Raw genomic sequence first — 14,604 nt, forward strand, 5'->3', positions numbered from 1 at the left:
CCTGGCACGCACGCTCGCCGCGTTGTCGGGCTCGCCCCGATACGACCGGTATCGGGGCGGCCCTCCGCCTTGCGATCGCACGCACCGGACGCCGCCCGGCCCGCCCTACGGGCGGACGACGCTACTTTCGAGACACGCCCTAGCCGCTACCCCCTCGCCGCTCGCATGGCGAGACCCGAAAACGTTTCTGACGCACCCCGCCGTACGGTGGGACGCACCACCTGCACACCAAGGAGAAGACCCAGTGGCCGAGCTGTTCTACGACGACGATGCCGACCTGTCCATCATCCAGGGCCGCAAGGTCGCGGTCATCGGCTACGGCAGCCAGGGCCACGCCCACGCGCTGTCGCTGCGTGACTCGGGTGTCGACGTCCGTGTGGGTCTGCACGAGGGCTCCAAGTCCAAGACCAAGGCCGAGGAGCAGGGCCTGCGCGTGGTGACCCCGTCTCAGGCCGCCGCCGAGGCCGACGTCATCATGATCCTCGTCCCGGACCCGATCCAGGCCCAGGTCTACGAGGAGTCCATCAAGGACAACCTCAAGGACGGCGACGCGCTGTTCTTCGGCCACGGTCTGAACATCCGGTTCGGCTTCATCAAGCCGCCGGCCAACGTCGACGTCTGCATGGTCGCCCCGAAGGGCCCGGGCCACCTGGTCCGCCGTCAGTACGAGGAGGGCCGCGGCGTTCCGTGCATCGTGGCCGTCGAGCAGGACGCCTCGGGCAACGGCCTGGCGCTCGCCCTCTCGTACGCGAAGGGCATCGGCGGTACCCGCGCCGGCGTCATCAAGACGACCTTCACCGAGGAGACCGAGACCGACCTGTTCGGTGAGCAGGCCGTCCTCTGCGGTGGCACCGCCGCTCTGGTCAAGGCCGGTTTCGAGACCCTGACCGAGGCCGGCTACCAGCCGGAGATCGCGTACTTCGAGTGCCTCCACGAGCTGAAGCTGATCGTCGACCTCATGTACGAGGGCGGCCTGGAGAAGATGCGCTGGTCCATCTCGGAGACCGCCGAGTGGGGCGACTACGTCACCGGCCCGCGGATCATTACGGACGCCACCAAGGCCGAGATGAAGAAGGTCCTCGCCGAGATCCAGGACGGCACCTTCGCCAAGAACTGGATGGCCGAGTACCACAACGGTCTGCCCAAGTACAACGAGTACAAGAAGGCCGACAGCGACCACCTGCTGGAGACCACCGGCCGTGAGCTGCGCAAGCTCATGAGCTGGGTCAACGACGAGGACGCGTAAGTCCCTCGCTGCGGGGCGGGTCTTCGGACCCGCCCCGCAGCGTTTCCGTCGCAACACCGCTGGAAGAAGCGGCGTCGTACGTGTGTACAAGTCGTCCAGCCCCGTGTGGGTGATCCTTCCAACGGGGCGCAGAATGCGCCCTCGCGCATGACTACACTTCTGCACATAACACGCGTCAGGCCCACAGTGTCGTGCGTCTTCCACGCGGCAAGCACCTCCACCGCCTGCGGCCGTCGGGACGGCCGTCCGCACTGGACCTGTGAGGACTCACGTGAGCTCGAAACCTGTCGTACTCATCGCTGAAGAGCTGTCGCCTGCCACGGTTGACGCGCTGGGCCCGGACTTCGACATCCGGCACTGCAACGGCGCGGACCGCGCCGAGCTCCTCCCCGCGATCGTCGATGTCGACGCCATCCTGGTGCGTTCCGCCACCAAGGTCGACGCCGAGGCCATCGCCGCCGCGGCGAAGCTGAAGGTCGTCGCCCGCGCGGGCGTCGGTCTGGACAATGTCGACGTCTCCGCGGCCACCAAGGCCGGCGTGATGGTCGTCAACGCCCCGACCTCGAATATCGTCACCGCCGCCGAGCTGGCCTGCGGTCTGCTGGTCGCCACCGCGCGCAACATCCCCCAGGCCAACACCGCCCTCAAGAAGGGCGAGTGGAAGCGCTCCAAGTACACCGGCGTCGAGCTGAGCGAGAAGACCCTCGGTGTCGTCGGGCTCGGCCGCATCGGTGTCCTGGTCGCGCAGCGAATGTCGGCCTTCGGCATGAAGATCGTCGCGTACGACCCCTACGTGCAGCCGGCCCGTGCCGCGCAGATGGGCGTCAAGCTCCTCACGCTGGACGAGCTGCTCGGAGTTTCCGACTTCATCACCGTGCACCTGCCCAAGACCCCCGAGACGCTCGGCCTGATCGGCGACGAGGCGCTGCACAAGGTGAAGCCCTCGGTGCGGATCGTCAACGCCGCGCGCGGCGGCATCGTCGACGAGGAAGCGCTCGCCTCCGCCCTCAAGGAGGGCCGCGTCGCCGGCGCCGGTCTGGACGTGTACACGAAGGAGCCCTGCACGGACTCCCCGCTGTTCCAGTTCGATCAGGTCGTCTGCACCCCGCACCTCGGTGCCTCCACCGACGAGGCCCAGGAGAAGGCGGGCATCGCGGTCGCCAAGTCCGTGCGCCTCGCGCTGGCCGGTGAGCTCGTGCCGGACGCGGTCAATGTCCAGGGCGGCGTCATCGCCGAGGACGTACGTCCCGGGCTGCCCCTCGCCGAGAAGCTCGGCCGTATCTTCACCGCGCTCGCGGGCGAGGTCGCGGCCCGCCTCGACGTCGAGGTGTACGGCGAGATCACCCAGCACGACGTGAAGGTGCTCGAGCTCTCCGCGCTCAAGGGTGTCTTCGAGGACGTCGTCGACGAGACCGTGTCCTACGTCAACGCCCCGCTCTTCGCCCAGGAGCGAGGTGTCGAGGTCCGCCTCACCACCAGCTCCGAGTCGCCGGACCACCGCAATGTGGTGACCGTGCGGGGCACGCTCGCCAACGGCGAGGAGGTCGCGGTCTCCGGCACGCTGGCCGGGCCCAAGCACCTGCAGAAGATCGTCGCGATCGGTGAGCACGATGTGGACCTGGCGCTCGCCGACCACATGGTCGTCCTGAGCTACGAGGACCGTCCCGGCGTCGTCGGCACGGTCGGCAAGATCCTCGGCGAGGCCGGGCTGAACATCGCGGGCATGCAGGTCTCGCGCGCGAACGTGGGCGGCGAGGCGCTGGTCGTGCTCACCGTCGACGACAACGTCCCGCAGGCGGTGCTCAGCGAGATCGCCGAGGAGATCGGCGCGACCTCGGCCCGTTCGGTGAACCTCACCGACTGATTCCGCCGCCTTCTCAGCCGCACCCGGCATACGGGCGTCCTGAACGGACGTCTGCATGCCGGGTGCGCTGCTGTCGTGGGGCGCCGTGAGAGTCCGCCCCAGCGCCAGGGGTGGCGGCGGGTCCGCCTCCCGCGGGCCCGGCCCAGTCATCCGCGGGACCGGTCAGACGGAAGGCGGCGGAAGGGCCCGGCACAGTGCCTCCAGGGCCGCGCCGTACGCATGGTCCGACGGCGTCGCATAGCCCACGACCAGGCCGTCCTCGGCGCGCATCGTGGCGGCGGGATGCCGGAAGTCGGCGAGCGGGTCCAGAGCGAGCCCCTGCCAGGCCGCGGCCTTGACGGTGGAGCGCTCGGTGCCGGGCGGCAGCCGCAGAACGGCGTGCAGACCCGCCGCGATGCCGGTGGGCGTGATGTGCGGGGCGTGTTCGGCGAGCGCGGCGACCAACTGGTCGCGGCGGCGCCGGTAGTGCTGCCGCATCCGGCGGATGTGCCGGTCGTAGTGGCCGGACTCGATGAACTCGGCAAGCGCGAGCTGGTCCAGGACGCTTGCCCAGCCCTCGCGTTCGCCCTTGGCGGCCAGTACGGCGCCGACGAGCTGCTCGGGGAGCACCATCCAGCCCAGCCGGACCGCGGGGGAGAGGCTCTTGCTGACGGAGCCGAGGTGGACGACGCGTTCCGGGTCGAGCCCCTGGAGGGCGCCGACCGGTTCGCGGTCGTAGCGGAACTCCCCGTCGTAGTCGTCCTCCAGGACCAGCCCGTCGCGGGTGCGCGCCCAGTCGACCGTGGCCGTGCGCCGCTGCGGGTGCAGAGGACCGCCCGTCGGGAACTGGTGGGCCGGGGTGAGCAGCACACTCCGCACGCCCGGCAGTCCGGTCAACTCGCCAGTGCGTGCCCCGTGTTCGTCGAGCGCCAGCGGTACCGTACGCACCGAGGCGGCAGCCAGCAGGGAGCGGTGGAAACCGAGCCCGTACGACTCCACTGCCAGCGGTCCGCGCAGCACCCCGCCGCCGAACAGCAGTCGCAGCGCGTGCGCGAAGCCGGAGCAGATCACGATCCGTTCGGGCGCACAGCGCACCCCTCGGGCGCGTGCCAGATAGCCGGCCAGCGCCCGGCGCAGCTCGATCCGGCCCTGCGGATCTCCGGGCCCGAAGGCGTCGTTCGGTGCCGCGTTCACGGCGCGGCGGGAGGCGGCCAGCCAGGGTGTACGGGGGAAGGAGCCCGCGTCCGGCTGGCCCTGCCGGAGGTTGTGCACGGGAGGGGCCGGGCGGGTCGGCGCCCTCTTCGGTACGCGGACCGGGGCCACCGGGGCAGCGCGGTGCGCGACCCGGGTGCCGGAGCCCTGCCGGGCGGTCAGCCAGCCCTCGGCGACCAGCTCGGCATACGCGTCGGCAACGGTGTTGCGGGCCAGGCCGAGGTCGGCGGCGAGCGAGCGGTAGGGCGGCAGCCGGGTGCCCGGGGCCAGCCTGCCGTCCCGTACGGCGTCCCGCAGTGCGCGGATGAGAACGGTCCGGCGACCGCCGGGACCGGTCAGCTCCAACAGCAGGTCGCTGCCGATCCGTTCCGCTGAATTGACCCATGGTTCCGCCATGAAAATGCACCCTACGCGAGGTCGCCCGGCTCCGTAGCGTAGTGGTCATGACGAACAACGACGCAGTCACCCGCACCCCTCGGATCAACTTCGCCAAGGCCGCGCCCAAGGCGTTCAAGGCCCTCATCGGCTTCGACGCCGCCGCCCGGCAGGACCTGGACCCCGCACTCGTCGAGCTGGTCCAGATCAGGTCCTCCCAGCTCAACGGATGCGCGTACTGCCTCCATATGCACACCACGGACGCCCGCAAGGCCGGTGAGAGCGAGGAGCGGCTGCACATGGTCGCCGTCTGGCCGGAGGCCGCGCACTTCTTCACGGAGAAGGAGCAGGCGGCGCTCGCCCTCACCGAGGCCGTCACCCTGGTCTCCAGGGGCGGCGTCCCGGACGAGGTCTACGCCCGCGCGGCCGCCCACTTCGAGGAGGCCGAACTGGCCGGGCTGCTCGCCCTGATCTTCACGATCAACACCTGGAACCGCATCGCACTGAGCACGGCCAAGGTGGCCGGCACGGACGAGCGGGCGGCGCACTGAGCGCGGCCGGGGCTCAGAGCCGGGCACCCTTCAGCGCCATGTGCAGCAGGAGCCGGTCCTCGCCGTCGTTGAGGTCCAGGCCGGTGAGCTGCTCGACCCGGGACAGCCGGTAGTAGAGCGTCTGACGGTGGACGCCCAGCTCGGCCGCCGTCCGGCTCGCCTGGCCCGCGCAGTCGAGGAACACCTCGGCAGTGCGGGCCAGCTCCGCGTGGGGAGGGGTGAGCAGCGTCCGGACGGTGAGGTCCGGGGCGGTGTCCGTGGTCGGCGGGAGGGAGGTCAGCAGACGGTACGGGCCGATGGCCGACCACTCGGCGACCGGGCCGAGGCGGGATTCCGCAGCCGCCGCGCGGGCCGAGGCCGCGGCCTCGTGCCAGGCCGAGGCCAGCTCCGGCAGGCCTCGGCGGGGGACTCCGATTCCGGCGGTCGCCGTGCGGCCCGCGGTGGTCCGCAGCCGGTCCGCGGCCGTGACAGCCGGGTCGAGCACGTCGGAGGAGCGCAGCCGGACCAGCGCGGCCAGCGACAGGGTGCCCGCCCGCGCCGGTGACGGGACGGTGGACAGTGCCGCAGCCGACGGCACCGTACGGGCCGACGGGGTCTCCTCCGGCCACGGCGTCACACAGACCACCGTGTGCAGGCCGTCCGCGTCCGGGCCCAGCGCCTCCCGGAGCGCGGCCACCGCCATGTCGCGCTGCCACCCCCGCCCGGCGGTGAGCACCGCGCCGAACTCCCGGGACAGGTCCGTGCCGGCCCGCGCCTCGTCGGAGAGCAGCGCCCCGATCCGGGCCGCCACGTCCATCGCCGCGGTCAGCTTCTCGTCGGTCGGCCCGGGGTCCGCGTCGAGCAGCCATACGTATCCGAGCACGACACCCCGATGCCGCACCGGCAGACAGATCCGGCCCCGGAACACACCCGCCTCCGGGGCGGCCGGGATCCGGACCGGGCCGGTGGCGCGGGCGATACCGAAGCCCTCGAACCACGCGCGGACCGCCGGGGTGGAGCGCCGGGTCAGGATCGACCGGGTGCGGACCGGATCCATCGCCGTGTCGTCGTCGCTGTCGTGCGCCCCGAAGGCGACCAGGCCGAAGTCCCGGTCCTCCAGCGTGGCGGGGACCCCGAGCAGCGCGGAGATCTCGTCGACCAGCTCCTGGTAATCGCCCTTCACCCGGCCATTCTCGCACCCCCTTCAGACATATGTCTGAGATCGAGTGCACGGATGCGTGACAGCTGTCGATGGCACAGGATCGGGGAGATCCTTAGATTTCACGGTGGTTCTCCGTGCTGTACCGGTCTGACTCAGTTCCTGCCGATACGGCCCTCACACATACCTTTCCGTTGGAGGTGCCCCGTGCTGGCTCCCGTGATTCTCGCTGCGTCGCGCAGTGACAAGATGCGCCGATTCATTTCGGCCGCCCCGGGGACCAAGCAGGTCGTCGACCGGTTCATCGCCGGTGAGACGGTCGAGCAGGTCGTCCCGATCATCAAGGACGCCACCGGGAAGGGCCTGGAGGTCACCCTCGACGTCGTGGGCGAGGACATCACCACGCCGGAGCAGGCCACCGCCGCGCGCGACGCCTACCTGGAGCTGATCGACCGCCTCAAGGACCTCGGCCTGGGCACCAGGGCCGAGATGTCCGTCAAGCTGTCGATGTTCGGCCAGGCGCTGGAGGGCGGCCACGAGATGGCGCTCGCCAACGTCCGCCCCGTCGTCGAGGCCGCCGCGGCGATCGGCACCACGGTCACCCTGGACGCCGAGGACCACACCACCCTCGACTCGATGTTCGCCATCCACGAGGAGCTGCGGAAGGACTACCCGCAGACCGGCTGTGTCATCCAGGCGTACCTGTTCCGCACCGAGGAGGACGCCCGCCGCCTCGCCGCCGCAGGCAGCCGCGTCCGCATCGTGAAGGGCGCCTACAAGGAGCCCGCCTCCGTCGCGTACCAGGACAAGGCCGAGATCGACAAGGCGTACGTCCGCATCCTGAAGATCCTGATGGACGGCGAGGGCTACCCGATGATCGGGTCCCACGACCCGAGGCTGATTGCCATCAGCCAGGAGCTGGCACGCAAGGCCGGGCGCAAACTGGACGAGTACGAGTTCCAGATGCTGTACGGGATCCGCAGCGACGAGCACGTCCGGCTCGCGGCCGAGGGTCACCGGATGCGCGTCTACACGGCGTACGGCACCGACTGGTACGGCTACTTCATGCGCCGCCTCGCGGAGAAGCCGGCCAACCTGCTGTTCTTCGCCCGCTCCATCCTCACCAAGGGCTGAGCCCCCCTTCCCCCTCTACCTAAGGAGCAACGGAACTCATGGACGCTGTGACCCAGGTCCCCGCGCCGGTCAACGAGCCGGTCCACTCCTACGCCCCGGGCTCCCCGGAGCGTGCCCGCCTGGAGGTGAAGCTCAAGGAGCTCGCCGAGAACCCGATCGACCTGCCGATGACCATCGGCGGCGAGAAGCGGATGGGCGGCGGCGAGCGCTTCGACGTCGTGCAGCCGCACAACCACAAGGCCGTCATCGGTACCTTCGCCGGCGCCACCGAGCAGGACGCCCAGGACGCGATCGACGCCGCCCTCGCCGCCGCCCCGGCGTGGCGTGCGATGTCCTTCGACGACCGCGCCGCGATCATCCTGCGCGCCGCCGAGCTGCTGTCCGGCCCCTGGCGCGAGACGCTGGCCGCGTCCACGATGCTCGGCCAGTCGAAGACCGCCCAGCAGGCCGAGATCGACACCCCCTGTGAGCTCGTCGACTTCTGGCGCTTCAACGTGCACTACGCGCGCCAGATCCTCGCCGAGCAGCCCCCGGCCAACGCGCCGGGCGTGTGGAACCGCATGGACCACCGCCCGCTGGAGGGCTTCGTCTACGCGATCACGCCGTTCAACTTCACGGCCATCGCGGGCAACCTGCCCACCGCCCCCGCCCTCATGGGCAACGTCGTCGTGTGGAAGCCGTCCCCGACGCAGACCCACTCCGCGGTGCTGCTGATGCAGCTCCTGGAGGAGGCCGGTCTGCCCAAGGGCGTCATCAACCTGGTGACCGGCGACGGCATCGCCGTCTCCGAGGTGGCCCTGAACCACCGCGACCTGGCCGGTATCCACTTCACCGGTTCGACCCCGACCTTCCAGCACCTGTGGAAGACGGTCGGCAACAACATCGCCAACTACCGCACCTACCCGCGGCTCGTCGGCGAGACCGGCGGCAAGGACTTCGTCGTCGCCCACCCGTCGGCCGACCACGCCGTCCTGAAGACCGCGCTGACCCGTGGCTCCTTCGAGTTCCAGGGCCAGAAGTGCTCGGCTTCCTCCCGCGCGTACGTTCCGGCCTCCATCTGGAACTCCGGCTTCAAGGAGAAGTTCGCGGCCGAGGTCGACTCCATCACCATGGGTGACGTCACCGACCTGTCGAACTTCATCGGTGCCGTCATCGACGAGCGCTCGTTCGCCAAGAACAAGGCCGCGATCGACCGCGCCAAGTCCGACCCGTCCTGCACGATCATCGCGGGCGGCACGTACGACGACTCGGTGGGCTACTTCGTCCGTCCGACCGTCATCGAGTGCAGCGACCTGGAGAACGAGGTCTTCACGACCGAGTACTTCGGCCCGATCCTCGCCGTGCACGTCTACGAGGACGACGCGTACGACGAGATGCTGGAGCAGATGGAGTCGGTCTCCGACTACGCGCTGACCGGTTCCGTCATCGCGAACGACCGCGCCGCGGCCGCGCACACGATGGAGAAGCTGCGGTACGCCGCGGGCAACTTCTACATCAACGACAAGTCGACCGGTGCCGTCGTCGGCCAGCAGCCCTTCGGTGGCGGCCGCGCCTCGGGTACGAACGACAAGGCGGGCGCCCCGCAGAACCTGCAGCGCTGGACGCTGACCCGCGCCATCAAGGAGACGCTGGTCCCGCCGACCGACTACACCTACCCCCACCAGGGCTGACGCCCCCCGGGGCGCCGCACCCCGGCGCCCCGCCATGATTCCCGCCTCCCGCCCGGTTCCCCTGCCGGCCGGGAGGCGGTTTCCATTTCGGCCCCTCCGCTGCACGGCCGCTCAGTACAGGAACCGCTTCACCACCGCGTCACCCGAATCCGCAGCCCGCTCGTAGAAGTCCAGCACCCGCCGGTAGTGGTGGGCGAAGACATTGCGGATCTCGGGCTCCGGCAGACCCCAGTGCGCGGCGACGCCACCGGCGGCCGCGCGCCACAGCTCGTCGAACGGATGGGCGCGGAGGAATTCCGCCGCCTCCCACACCTCCCCGGCCTCCACAGTCACCGACGGTGCCTCGATCCCTGCCGGGTCCTCATGGATGGCCCCGCCGAAGACCGGGAGCTCGCAACTGCCGTGGCCGGGCGGTGCGGTGAGACACAGTTTGTGCACCTCGGAGAAATCCTTGGAGATGTGCAGATCCGTCTCCAGGCGGTCGAGCTCGTCGTCCGTGTCGGCGAAGACAGCCGCCACCCCGGCAAAGTGCTGCGGCAGCCCGGTTGCAGGCACGGCCCGTGCCTGCATGCTGAAGCTCATCGCTGTCCCCTTCCGCCGGGCCGCCGCACGCGGCCCCTGCCCATGAACAGTAGGGGTGCCCACTGACAGCGTCGAGCGGCACCGGATACCGCCCGTCCGCGTATCAGGGCCGGAGAGCGTAGAGGCCGTTCATGGGGCCAACTCTCTTCCGGCGCAGCACCCTTCGACACGTGCAGCTACTCGAACGCGTCCTGAGTCCCTGGTGGCGCAGGTGCCTGAGAGGCTGGGCGACATGACTGAGCCGTTGTGGCACATCGCGCACACGTACGAGCTGACCCCGACCGCCCGCGACGGGATCCGCGCCTTCCTCGACACCGCTTTCGAGGGCGACTTCAGCGACGACGACTGGGACCACACTCTGGGCGGCATCCACGCCTACGCACGTGACAACAGCGGTCTCCTCGTCCACGGCAGTGTCGTCCAGCGCCGGGTGATCCACGCCCACCGCTCGTACCGCATCGGGTATGTCGAGGGCGTGGCCGTCCGCGCCGACCGGCGCCGCGAGGGGCTCGGCGGCCGGGTGATGGCTGCGCTGGAACGCGTCATCGACGGGGCGTACACGTTCGGCGCGCTGTCCGCCTCCGCCACCGGGGCCGGCCTGTACGCGGCGCGTGGCTGGCAGGTGTGGCAGGGGCGGATCGGCGTGCAGGGGCTGGGCCGGGTGGAGCTGCTGCCGGACGAGGAGGGCAGCACGTACGTCAGGGCGGCGGGCAGCCGTCCACTGCCCTCCCCGTCCCGGATGCTGATCTTCGACTGGCGCGACGGCGACGTGCTCTGATCCCTACAGGGCCCCCGCGTCCCGCGCCGTCCACACCGACGGATACAGCGGCCGGAAGCCCAGCTCGTCCCGGGCCCGCAGCGTCGACATGATTCCGTACCACGGGTCGGGGTCGACCCGGTCCGCCGAATCGGCCGGCAACGCGACGCCGTTGAGCTGGTGCAGCTCCACCGCCGTCACCGGCGCGTCGTCCGAGAAGTTGTAGCGGCGACCCGCCAGGCCCGGCGCGTACAGCAGCCGCAGCAGTCCCTGCGCGACATCCGCGTGGTGCACCATCGCGAGCCGCTGGGTGGCCGCCCACTGCCCGGCCCAGGCCATCGCCTGCGCGAGGTGCGGATCGCCCTCGCCGTACACAAAGGCCAGGACGGCGATCCGGACATCGAGCCCGTGGTCGCGGTGGAGCGCGAGCAGGCCTTTCTCGGCCGCCACCTTGGACTCGGTGTACGCACCCCACAGCTGTCCGCTCGGCACCGGGGCGTCGTCCTCCGTCAGCGGCCTGCCGCGCCCCGCGCCGTACGCGAGGTTCGTGCCGACCTGCACGAACCGCTGCGCGCCCGCCTCCACGGCCGCCCGGCCCAGCGCCACCGCGGCGGCGTGGTTGACCGCCCACGCCTCCTCGTCCGGCACCCCGCGGAACGCCGCCGCGATGTTCACCACCGCGTCCGTTCCGGCCAGCGCCTTCCGTATGTCCTCCGGGTCCCGCAGGTCACCGACGACGACCTCGGCCCCCAGCGCCGCGAAGGGCGTACCCCGCTCCTCGTCCCGCACGATCACCCGCACCGTGTCACCGGCGGTGGCCCGCCGCAGCAGCCGCGGTACGAAACGCCGGCCGACCTCACCCGTGGCACCCGTCACCAGAATCAGCATCATCGGTTCCTCTCGTCGCTTCCGATGCCCATCACCCTGCGACGGGCCGCCGCCCGGCGGGAGAGACGCGGTTATCCGAGGACCGGCACTCCCTGGATACGGATCCGTGCCCGGGCCATGCTGGGGACGTGGACCTCGACCGATCGGAACTCGCCGACTTTCTGCGCCGCTGCCGCGCCCGCCTCGAACCGGCCGACGTGGGGCTGACCGCCGGCTCCCGGCGACGCACCCCGGGGCTGCGGCGGGAGGAGGTCGCCCATCTCGCCGGTGCCTCCGTGGACCACTACACGCGCCTGGAGCAGGGCCGCGGCTCACGCCCCTCGCGTCAGATGCTCTCCGCGGTGGCCAGGGCGCTGCGGCTGAGCGAGGACGAGCGCGACCACCTTTTCCGGCTGGCCGGGGAGGAGCCGCCGAGCGACCGCCACGGCCCCACCCAGCATGTGCGCCCCGGGCTGTTGATGGTCCTCGACCGGCTGCACGACGCACCCGCCCAGGTCCTGAGCGACCGCGGGGAGGTCCTCGCTCAGAACGCCATGGCCGTGGCGCTGACCGGTGAGTACCAGCCGGGGTACAACATCATCCGGTCCTGGTTCACCGCCCCCGAAGGGCGGGCGCTCTTCCCGGCCGAGGACCACGAGGCCCACTCCCGCACCCATGTCGGCCAGCTCCGCGCGGTGCTCGCCGCCCGCCCCGACGATGTCGCGCTCGTCGCCCTCGTCGACGAACTGCGTGCGGCGAGCGAGGAGTTCGATCTGCTGTGGGCCGAGCACGTGGTCGCCGTGCGGCGCGCCGAGCACAAGCGGTTCGTGCACCCTGTCGTCGGGGAGCTGGACCTGGAATGCGAGGCCCTGCTCAGCGCCGACCACGGACAGGTCTTGGTCATCCACACGGCCCGCCCCGGCACGGACGCGTACGAACGGCTGCAGCTGCTGCGTGTGGTGGGCCTTCAGGACCTGACCGTCGGGCCGTGACCGGTCAGGACCTGAAGCCAGGACCGGATCCGTCAGCCGCCGACGCTCGCCGCGCCCGTCTCGATGGGCCCGTGTACCCGCGTGACCAGGTGGTGTCCCGGCACGGACGCGATACCGCGGTCGTGCAGCGCGCCGCCAGGTGCGGCGGCCGTGAACGTCGGGAAATCTCCCTCGAAGGAGTACCTGACAGCTCGGGATCACGGATCTCGGACCGCAGCGGCCGACCCGTGCGGTCGGCTGTGTCACCACCCCTGAGCAGGCACAATCCCCCGCCGCCCGGGCTCTGATCCGAAAACCGGGGGCAGCAGGCCGTAAACCCCCGTCTCAGATAGTAGGAAGTCCGAGTAATTGTGGAGACAGACCGGCCGAGCTGTCCTAGCTTTGTAGAAGCCGAACGTCTCGCTAGATCCAGCGACTGGCGGTCGTGAGCGCGTGCCCCTGCGCAGGCAACCCCTGCGGCACCCGCTCCCCGCCCCTTCCGGCGCCTCGAAATCCTGATCTCGAAATCACGCTCACGTTTTTTCGATCTCGAAATCCTCGCGATCTCAAGGAGTCGATCCACCATGGCCGAGACGACTGTCCGCCGCGTCCGACACGCCCACCGCCCGACCGAGTCGGAGCGCCAGAATGCCGCCGCCGCCCTGCAGCGAGCCCTCGACCGCAGGGACAACGGCGGCTCCACCGGCCATTGAGGCCGGTCCGTCCGGAAGTGCTCAGCCGCGGCTGAGCACGAAGTGGCCGATGCGCTCGCCCGGCTCGGCGAGCGCGGTGACCTTCGGTGCGGGCGCCGGACGGCGAACGGGACCTGCCAGGAGACCCGCATCTGCGTCTTCGGGCCGGTGCCGTACGCGAGAGCCGGCCGAACGGTGCGACCAGCGAGCCCCTGTGGGCTGCCCCCGCCCCGCCGGATGGGTGAACGGCACGCGTGCAACTCCCCATGCGTCCGAATAGTGGACGTGAAATGTCATGAAGTGGGACGAGCAGTAGGGTGTCGACATGACTCGCAGCATCAATCTCGCAGTGGTCCCCGGTGACGGTATCGGCCAGGAGGTCGTGGCTCAGGGCCTCAAGGTCCTCCACGCTGTCCTCCCGCAGGATGTGAAGCTGGAGACCAAGGAATACGACTTCGGTGCCAAGCGTTACCACGCGACCGGTGAGACCCTCACCGACGCCGATGTCCAGGCGCTCAAGCAGCACGACGCGATCCTGCTCGGCGCGATCGGTGACCCCTCGGTCCCGTCCGGAGTCCTGGAGCGCGGCTTCCTGCTGAAGCTCCGTTTCCTCTTCGACCACTATGTGAACCTGCGGCCGTCGAAGCTCCTCCCGGGTGTCGCGACCCCCCTCGAGGGGCAGCCGGAGATCGACTTCGTCGTGGTCCGGGAGGGCACCGAGGGTCCGTACACCGGCAACGGTGGCTCGATCCGCACCGGCACCCCGCACGAGGTCGCCACCGAGGTCTCGGTCAACACCGCCTTCGGTGTCGAGCGCGTGGTCCGTGACGCCTTTGCCCGCGCCCAGGCCCGCCCGCGCAAGAAGCTGACGCTGGTCCACAAGAACAACGTGCTGACCTACGCCGGGCACCTGTGGACCAACATCTTCAACAAGGTCGCGGCCGAGTTCCCGGACGTCGCCACCGATTACCTGCACGTGGACGCGGCGACGATCTTCCTCGTCACGCAGCCCGAACGCTTCGACGTGATCGTCACCGACAACCTCTTCGGCGACATCATCACCGACCTTGCCGCGGCCGTCTCCGGCGGCATCGGCGTCGCGGCCTCGGGGAACATCAACCCGAGCGGCGAGTTCCCCTCGATGTTCGAGCCGGTCCACGGATCCGCCCCGGACATCGCGGGGCAGGGCAAGGCCGACCCCACGGCCGCGGTGCTCTCCGTCGCCCTCCTGCTGCGCCATCTGGGCTACGAGGCCGAGGCCGTGCGTATCGAGGAGGCCGTCTCCGCCGACCTCGCGGAGCGCGGGGACACCGCTCGTACGACCTCGGACATCGGTGACGCGCTCGCGGTACGCGTAGCGAGCTGACCCGACGACTCTACTTCGAAGCCGCCGGGTCGCCACCGCACCCGGCGGCTTCTCCTGCGTGGTCCCGGGTGCCACCATCGAACCCTGGACCGCATTCGCGTCATTTCGTGCACGGGTCCCCGCGAGAGATAATCGAACGGGCCGTGGCTTGCGGTAAAGCTCGGACATCCCAGCACCTGTCTGACAGGAGCCGGCGTGAG

At 70.4% G+C, this 14,604-nt stretch carries 13 protein-coding genes; 9 read left to right on the forward strand and 4 right to left on the reverse strand.

Annotated features, from left to right (window positions below):
• The first annotated feature begins 244 nt into the window (after positions 1 to 244).
• Both ilvC and serA read left to right on the forward strand, forming a co-directional pair.
• Positions 245 to 1,246, forward strand: a complete 1,002-nt coding sequence (gene ilvC / locus ACNPQM_RS23415; RefSeq protein ID WP_358862173.1) for a ketol-acid reductoisomerase — start codon at positions 245 to 247, stop codon at positions 1,244 to 1,246.
• Between the two features lie 271 nt (positions 1,247 to 1,517).
• Complete coding sequence (gene serA / locus ACNPQM_RS23420; RefSeq protein WP_418085604.1) at positions 1,518 to 3,110, forward strand: phosphoglycerate dehydrogenase; 1,593 nt, start codon at positions 1,518 to 1,520, stop codon at positions 3,108 to 3,110.
• A gap of 162 nt (positions 3,111 to 3,272) precedes the next feature.
• Here serA and ACNPQM_RS23425 read toward each other — a convergent pair whose 3' ends face one another.
• A complete protein-coding gene (locus ACNPQM_RS23425) occupies positions 3,273 to 4,697 on the reverse strand; it encodes a PLP-dependent aminotransferase family protein (RefSeq protein ID WP_418085605.1) in 1,425 nt (474 codons plus the stop codon).
• A 47-nt stretch (positions 4,698 to 4,744) separates the two neighbouring features.
• Here ACNPQM_RS23425 and ACNPQM_RS23430 point away from each other — a divergent pair, with 47 nt between their 5' ends.
• The gene (locus ACNPQM_RS23430) at positions 4,745 to 5,227 is read left to right on the forward strand and encodes a carboxymuconolactone decarboxylase family protein (RefSeq protein WP_358862170.1); all 483 of its coding nucleotides are present in this window, start codon (positions 4,745 to 4,747) and stop codon (positions 5,225 to 5,227) included.
• Positions 5,228 to 5,240: 13 nt separating this feature from the next.
• Here the strand turns inward: ACNPQM_RS23430 and ACNPQM_RS23435 are convergent, their stop codons facing one another.
• On the reverse strand, positions 5,241 to 6,389 hold the full coding sequence (locus ACNPQM_RS23435; RefSeq protein ID WP_358862169.1) for a PucR family transcriptional regulator: 1,149 nt from the start codon (positions 6,387 to 6,389) through the stop codon (positions 5,241 to 5,243).
• 183 nt (positions 6,390 to 6,572) lie between these two features.
• On the opposite strand from ACNPQM_RS23435, the gene ACNPQM_RS23440 reads away from it, so the two are divergent.
• Both ACNPQM_RS23440 and pruA read left to right on the forward strand, forming a co-directional pair.
• The gene (locus tag ACNPQM_RS23440) at positions 6,573 to 7,499 is read left to right on the forward strand and encodes a proline dehydrogenase family protein (RefSeq protein WP_327244201.1); all 927 of its coding nucleotides are present in this window, start codon (positions 6,573 to 6,575) and stop codon (positions 7,497 to 7,499) included.
• 38 nt (positions 7,500 to 7,537) lie between these two features.
• Positions 7,538 to 9,169, forward strand: coding sequence for an L-glutamate gamma-semialdehyde dehydrogenase (gene pruA / locus ACNPQM_RS23445; protein WP_418085606.1), 1,632 nt, complete (start codon positions 7,538 to 7,540; stop codon positions 9,167 to 9,169).
• A gap of 111 nt (positions 9,170 to 9,280) precedes the next feature.
• Here the strand turns inward: pruA and ACNPQM_RS23450 are convergent, their stop codons facing one another.
• Positions 9,281 to 9,751, reverse strand: a complete 471-nt coding sequence (locus tag ACNPQM_RS23450; RefSeq protein ID WP_418085607.1) for a DUF1877 family protein — start codon at positions 9,749 to 9,751, stop codon at positions 9,281 to 9,283.
• A 232-nt stretch (positions 9,752 to 9,983) separates the two neighbouring features.
• Here ACNPQM_RS23450 and ACNPQM_RS23455 point away from each other — a divergent pair, with 232 nt between their 5' ends.
• Positions 9,984 to 10,529 (forward strand): GNAT family N-acetyltransferase, encoded by a 546-nt coding sequence (locus ACNPQM_RS23455; RefSeq protein ID WP_358862166.1) that lies wholly within the window; start codon positions 9,984 to 9,986, stop codon positions 10,527 to 10,529.
• A gap of 3 nt (positions 10,530 to 10,532) precedes the next feature.
• On the opposite strand, the gene ACNPQM_RS23460 is transcribed toward ACNPQM_RS23455, so the two are convergent.
• On the reverse strand, positions 10,533 to 11,396 hold the full coding sequence (locus ACNPQM_RS23460; RefSeq protein WP_418085631.1) for an NAD-dependent epimerase/dehydratase family protein: 864 nt from the start codon (positions 11,394 to 11,396) through the stop codon (positions 10,533 to 10,535).
• 128 nt (positions 11,397 to 11,524) lie between these two features.
• Between ACNPQM_RS23460 and ACNPQM_RS23465 the strand changes: the two genes are divergently transcribed.
• The 3 genes from ACNPQM_RS23465 (at position 11,525) to ACNPQM_RS23475 (ending at position 14,404) form a co-directional block, all read left to right on the forward strand.
• On the forward strand, positions 11,525 to 12,367 hold the full coding sequence (locus ACNPQM_RS23465; RefSeq protein WP_358862164.1) for a helix-turn-helix transcriptional regulator: 843 nt from the start codon (positions 11,525 to 11,527) through the stop codon (positions 12,365 to 12,367).
• A 563-nt stretch (positions 12,368 to 12,930) separates the two neighbouring features.
• Complete coding sequence (locus ACNPQM_RS23470) at positions 12,931 to 13,059, forward strand: hypothetical protein (RefSeq protein ID WP_260255582.1); 129 nt, start codon at positions 12,931 to 12,933, stop codon at positions 13,057 to 13,059.
• Between the two features lie 304 nt (positions 13,060 to 13,363).
• Positions 13,364 to 14,404: a 3-isopropylmalate dehydrogenase gene (locus ACNPQM_RS23475; protein ID WP_358862163.1), complete on the forward strand. Its 1,041-nt coding sequence runs from the start codon at positions 13,364 to 13,366 to the stop codon at positions 14,402 to 14,404.
• Positions 14,405 to 14,604: the final 200 nt, after the last annotated feature.

Origin of the sequence: Streptomyces sp. NPDC056231, assembly GCF_048270745.1 — a bacterium.
GTDB lineage: Bacteria > Actinomycetota > Actinomycetes > Streptomycetales > Streptomycetaceae > Streptomyces.

Excerpts from the sequence above, each read along its gene's own strand:
- ACNPQM_RS23425 (WP_418085605.1), bottom strand. The coding sequence starts at position 4,697 with ATGGCGGAACCATGGGTCAATTCAGCGGAACGGATCGGCAGCGACCTG.
- ACNPQM_RS23430 (WP_358862170.1), top strand. The coding sequence starts at position 4,745 with ATGACGAACAACGACGCAGTCACCCGCACCCCTCGGATCAACTTCGCC.
- pruA (WP_418085606.1), top strand. The coding sequence starts at position 7,538 with ATGGACGCTGTGACCCAGGTCCCCGCGCCGGTCAACGAGCCGGTCCAC.
- ACNPQM_RS23450 (WP_418085607.1), bottom strand. The coding sequence starts at position 9,751 with ATGAGCTTCAGCATGCAGGCACGGGCCGTGCCTGCAACCGGGCTGCCG.
- ACNPQM_RS23455 (WP_358862166.1), top strand. The coding sequence starts at position 9,984 with ATGACTGAGCCGTTGTGGCACATCGCGCACACGTACGAGCTGACCCCG.
- ACNPQM_RS23460 (WP_418085631.1), bottom strand. The coding sequence starts at position 11,396 with ATGCTGATTCTGGTGACGGGTGCCACGGGTGAGGTCGGCCGGCGTTTC.
- ACNPQM_RS23470 (WP_260255582.1), top strand. The coding sequence starts at position 12,931 with ATGGCCGAGACGACTGTCCGCCGCGTCCGACACGCCCACCGCCCGACC.
- ACNPQM_RS23475 (WP_358862163.1), top strand. The coding sequence starts at position 13,364 with ATGACTCGCAGCATCAATCTCGCAGTGGTCCCCGGTGACGGTATCGGC.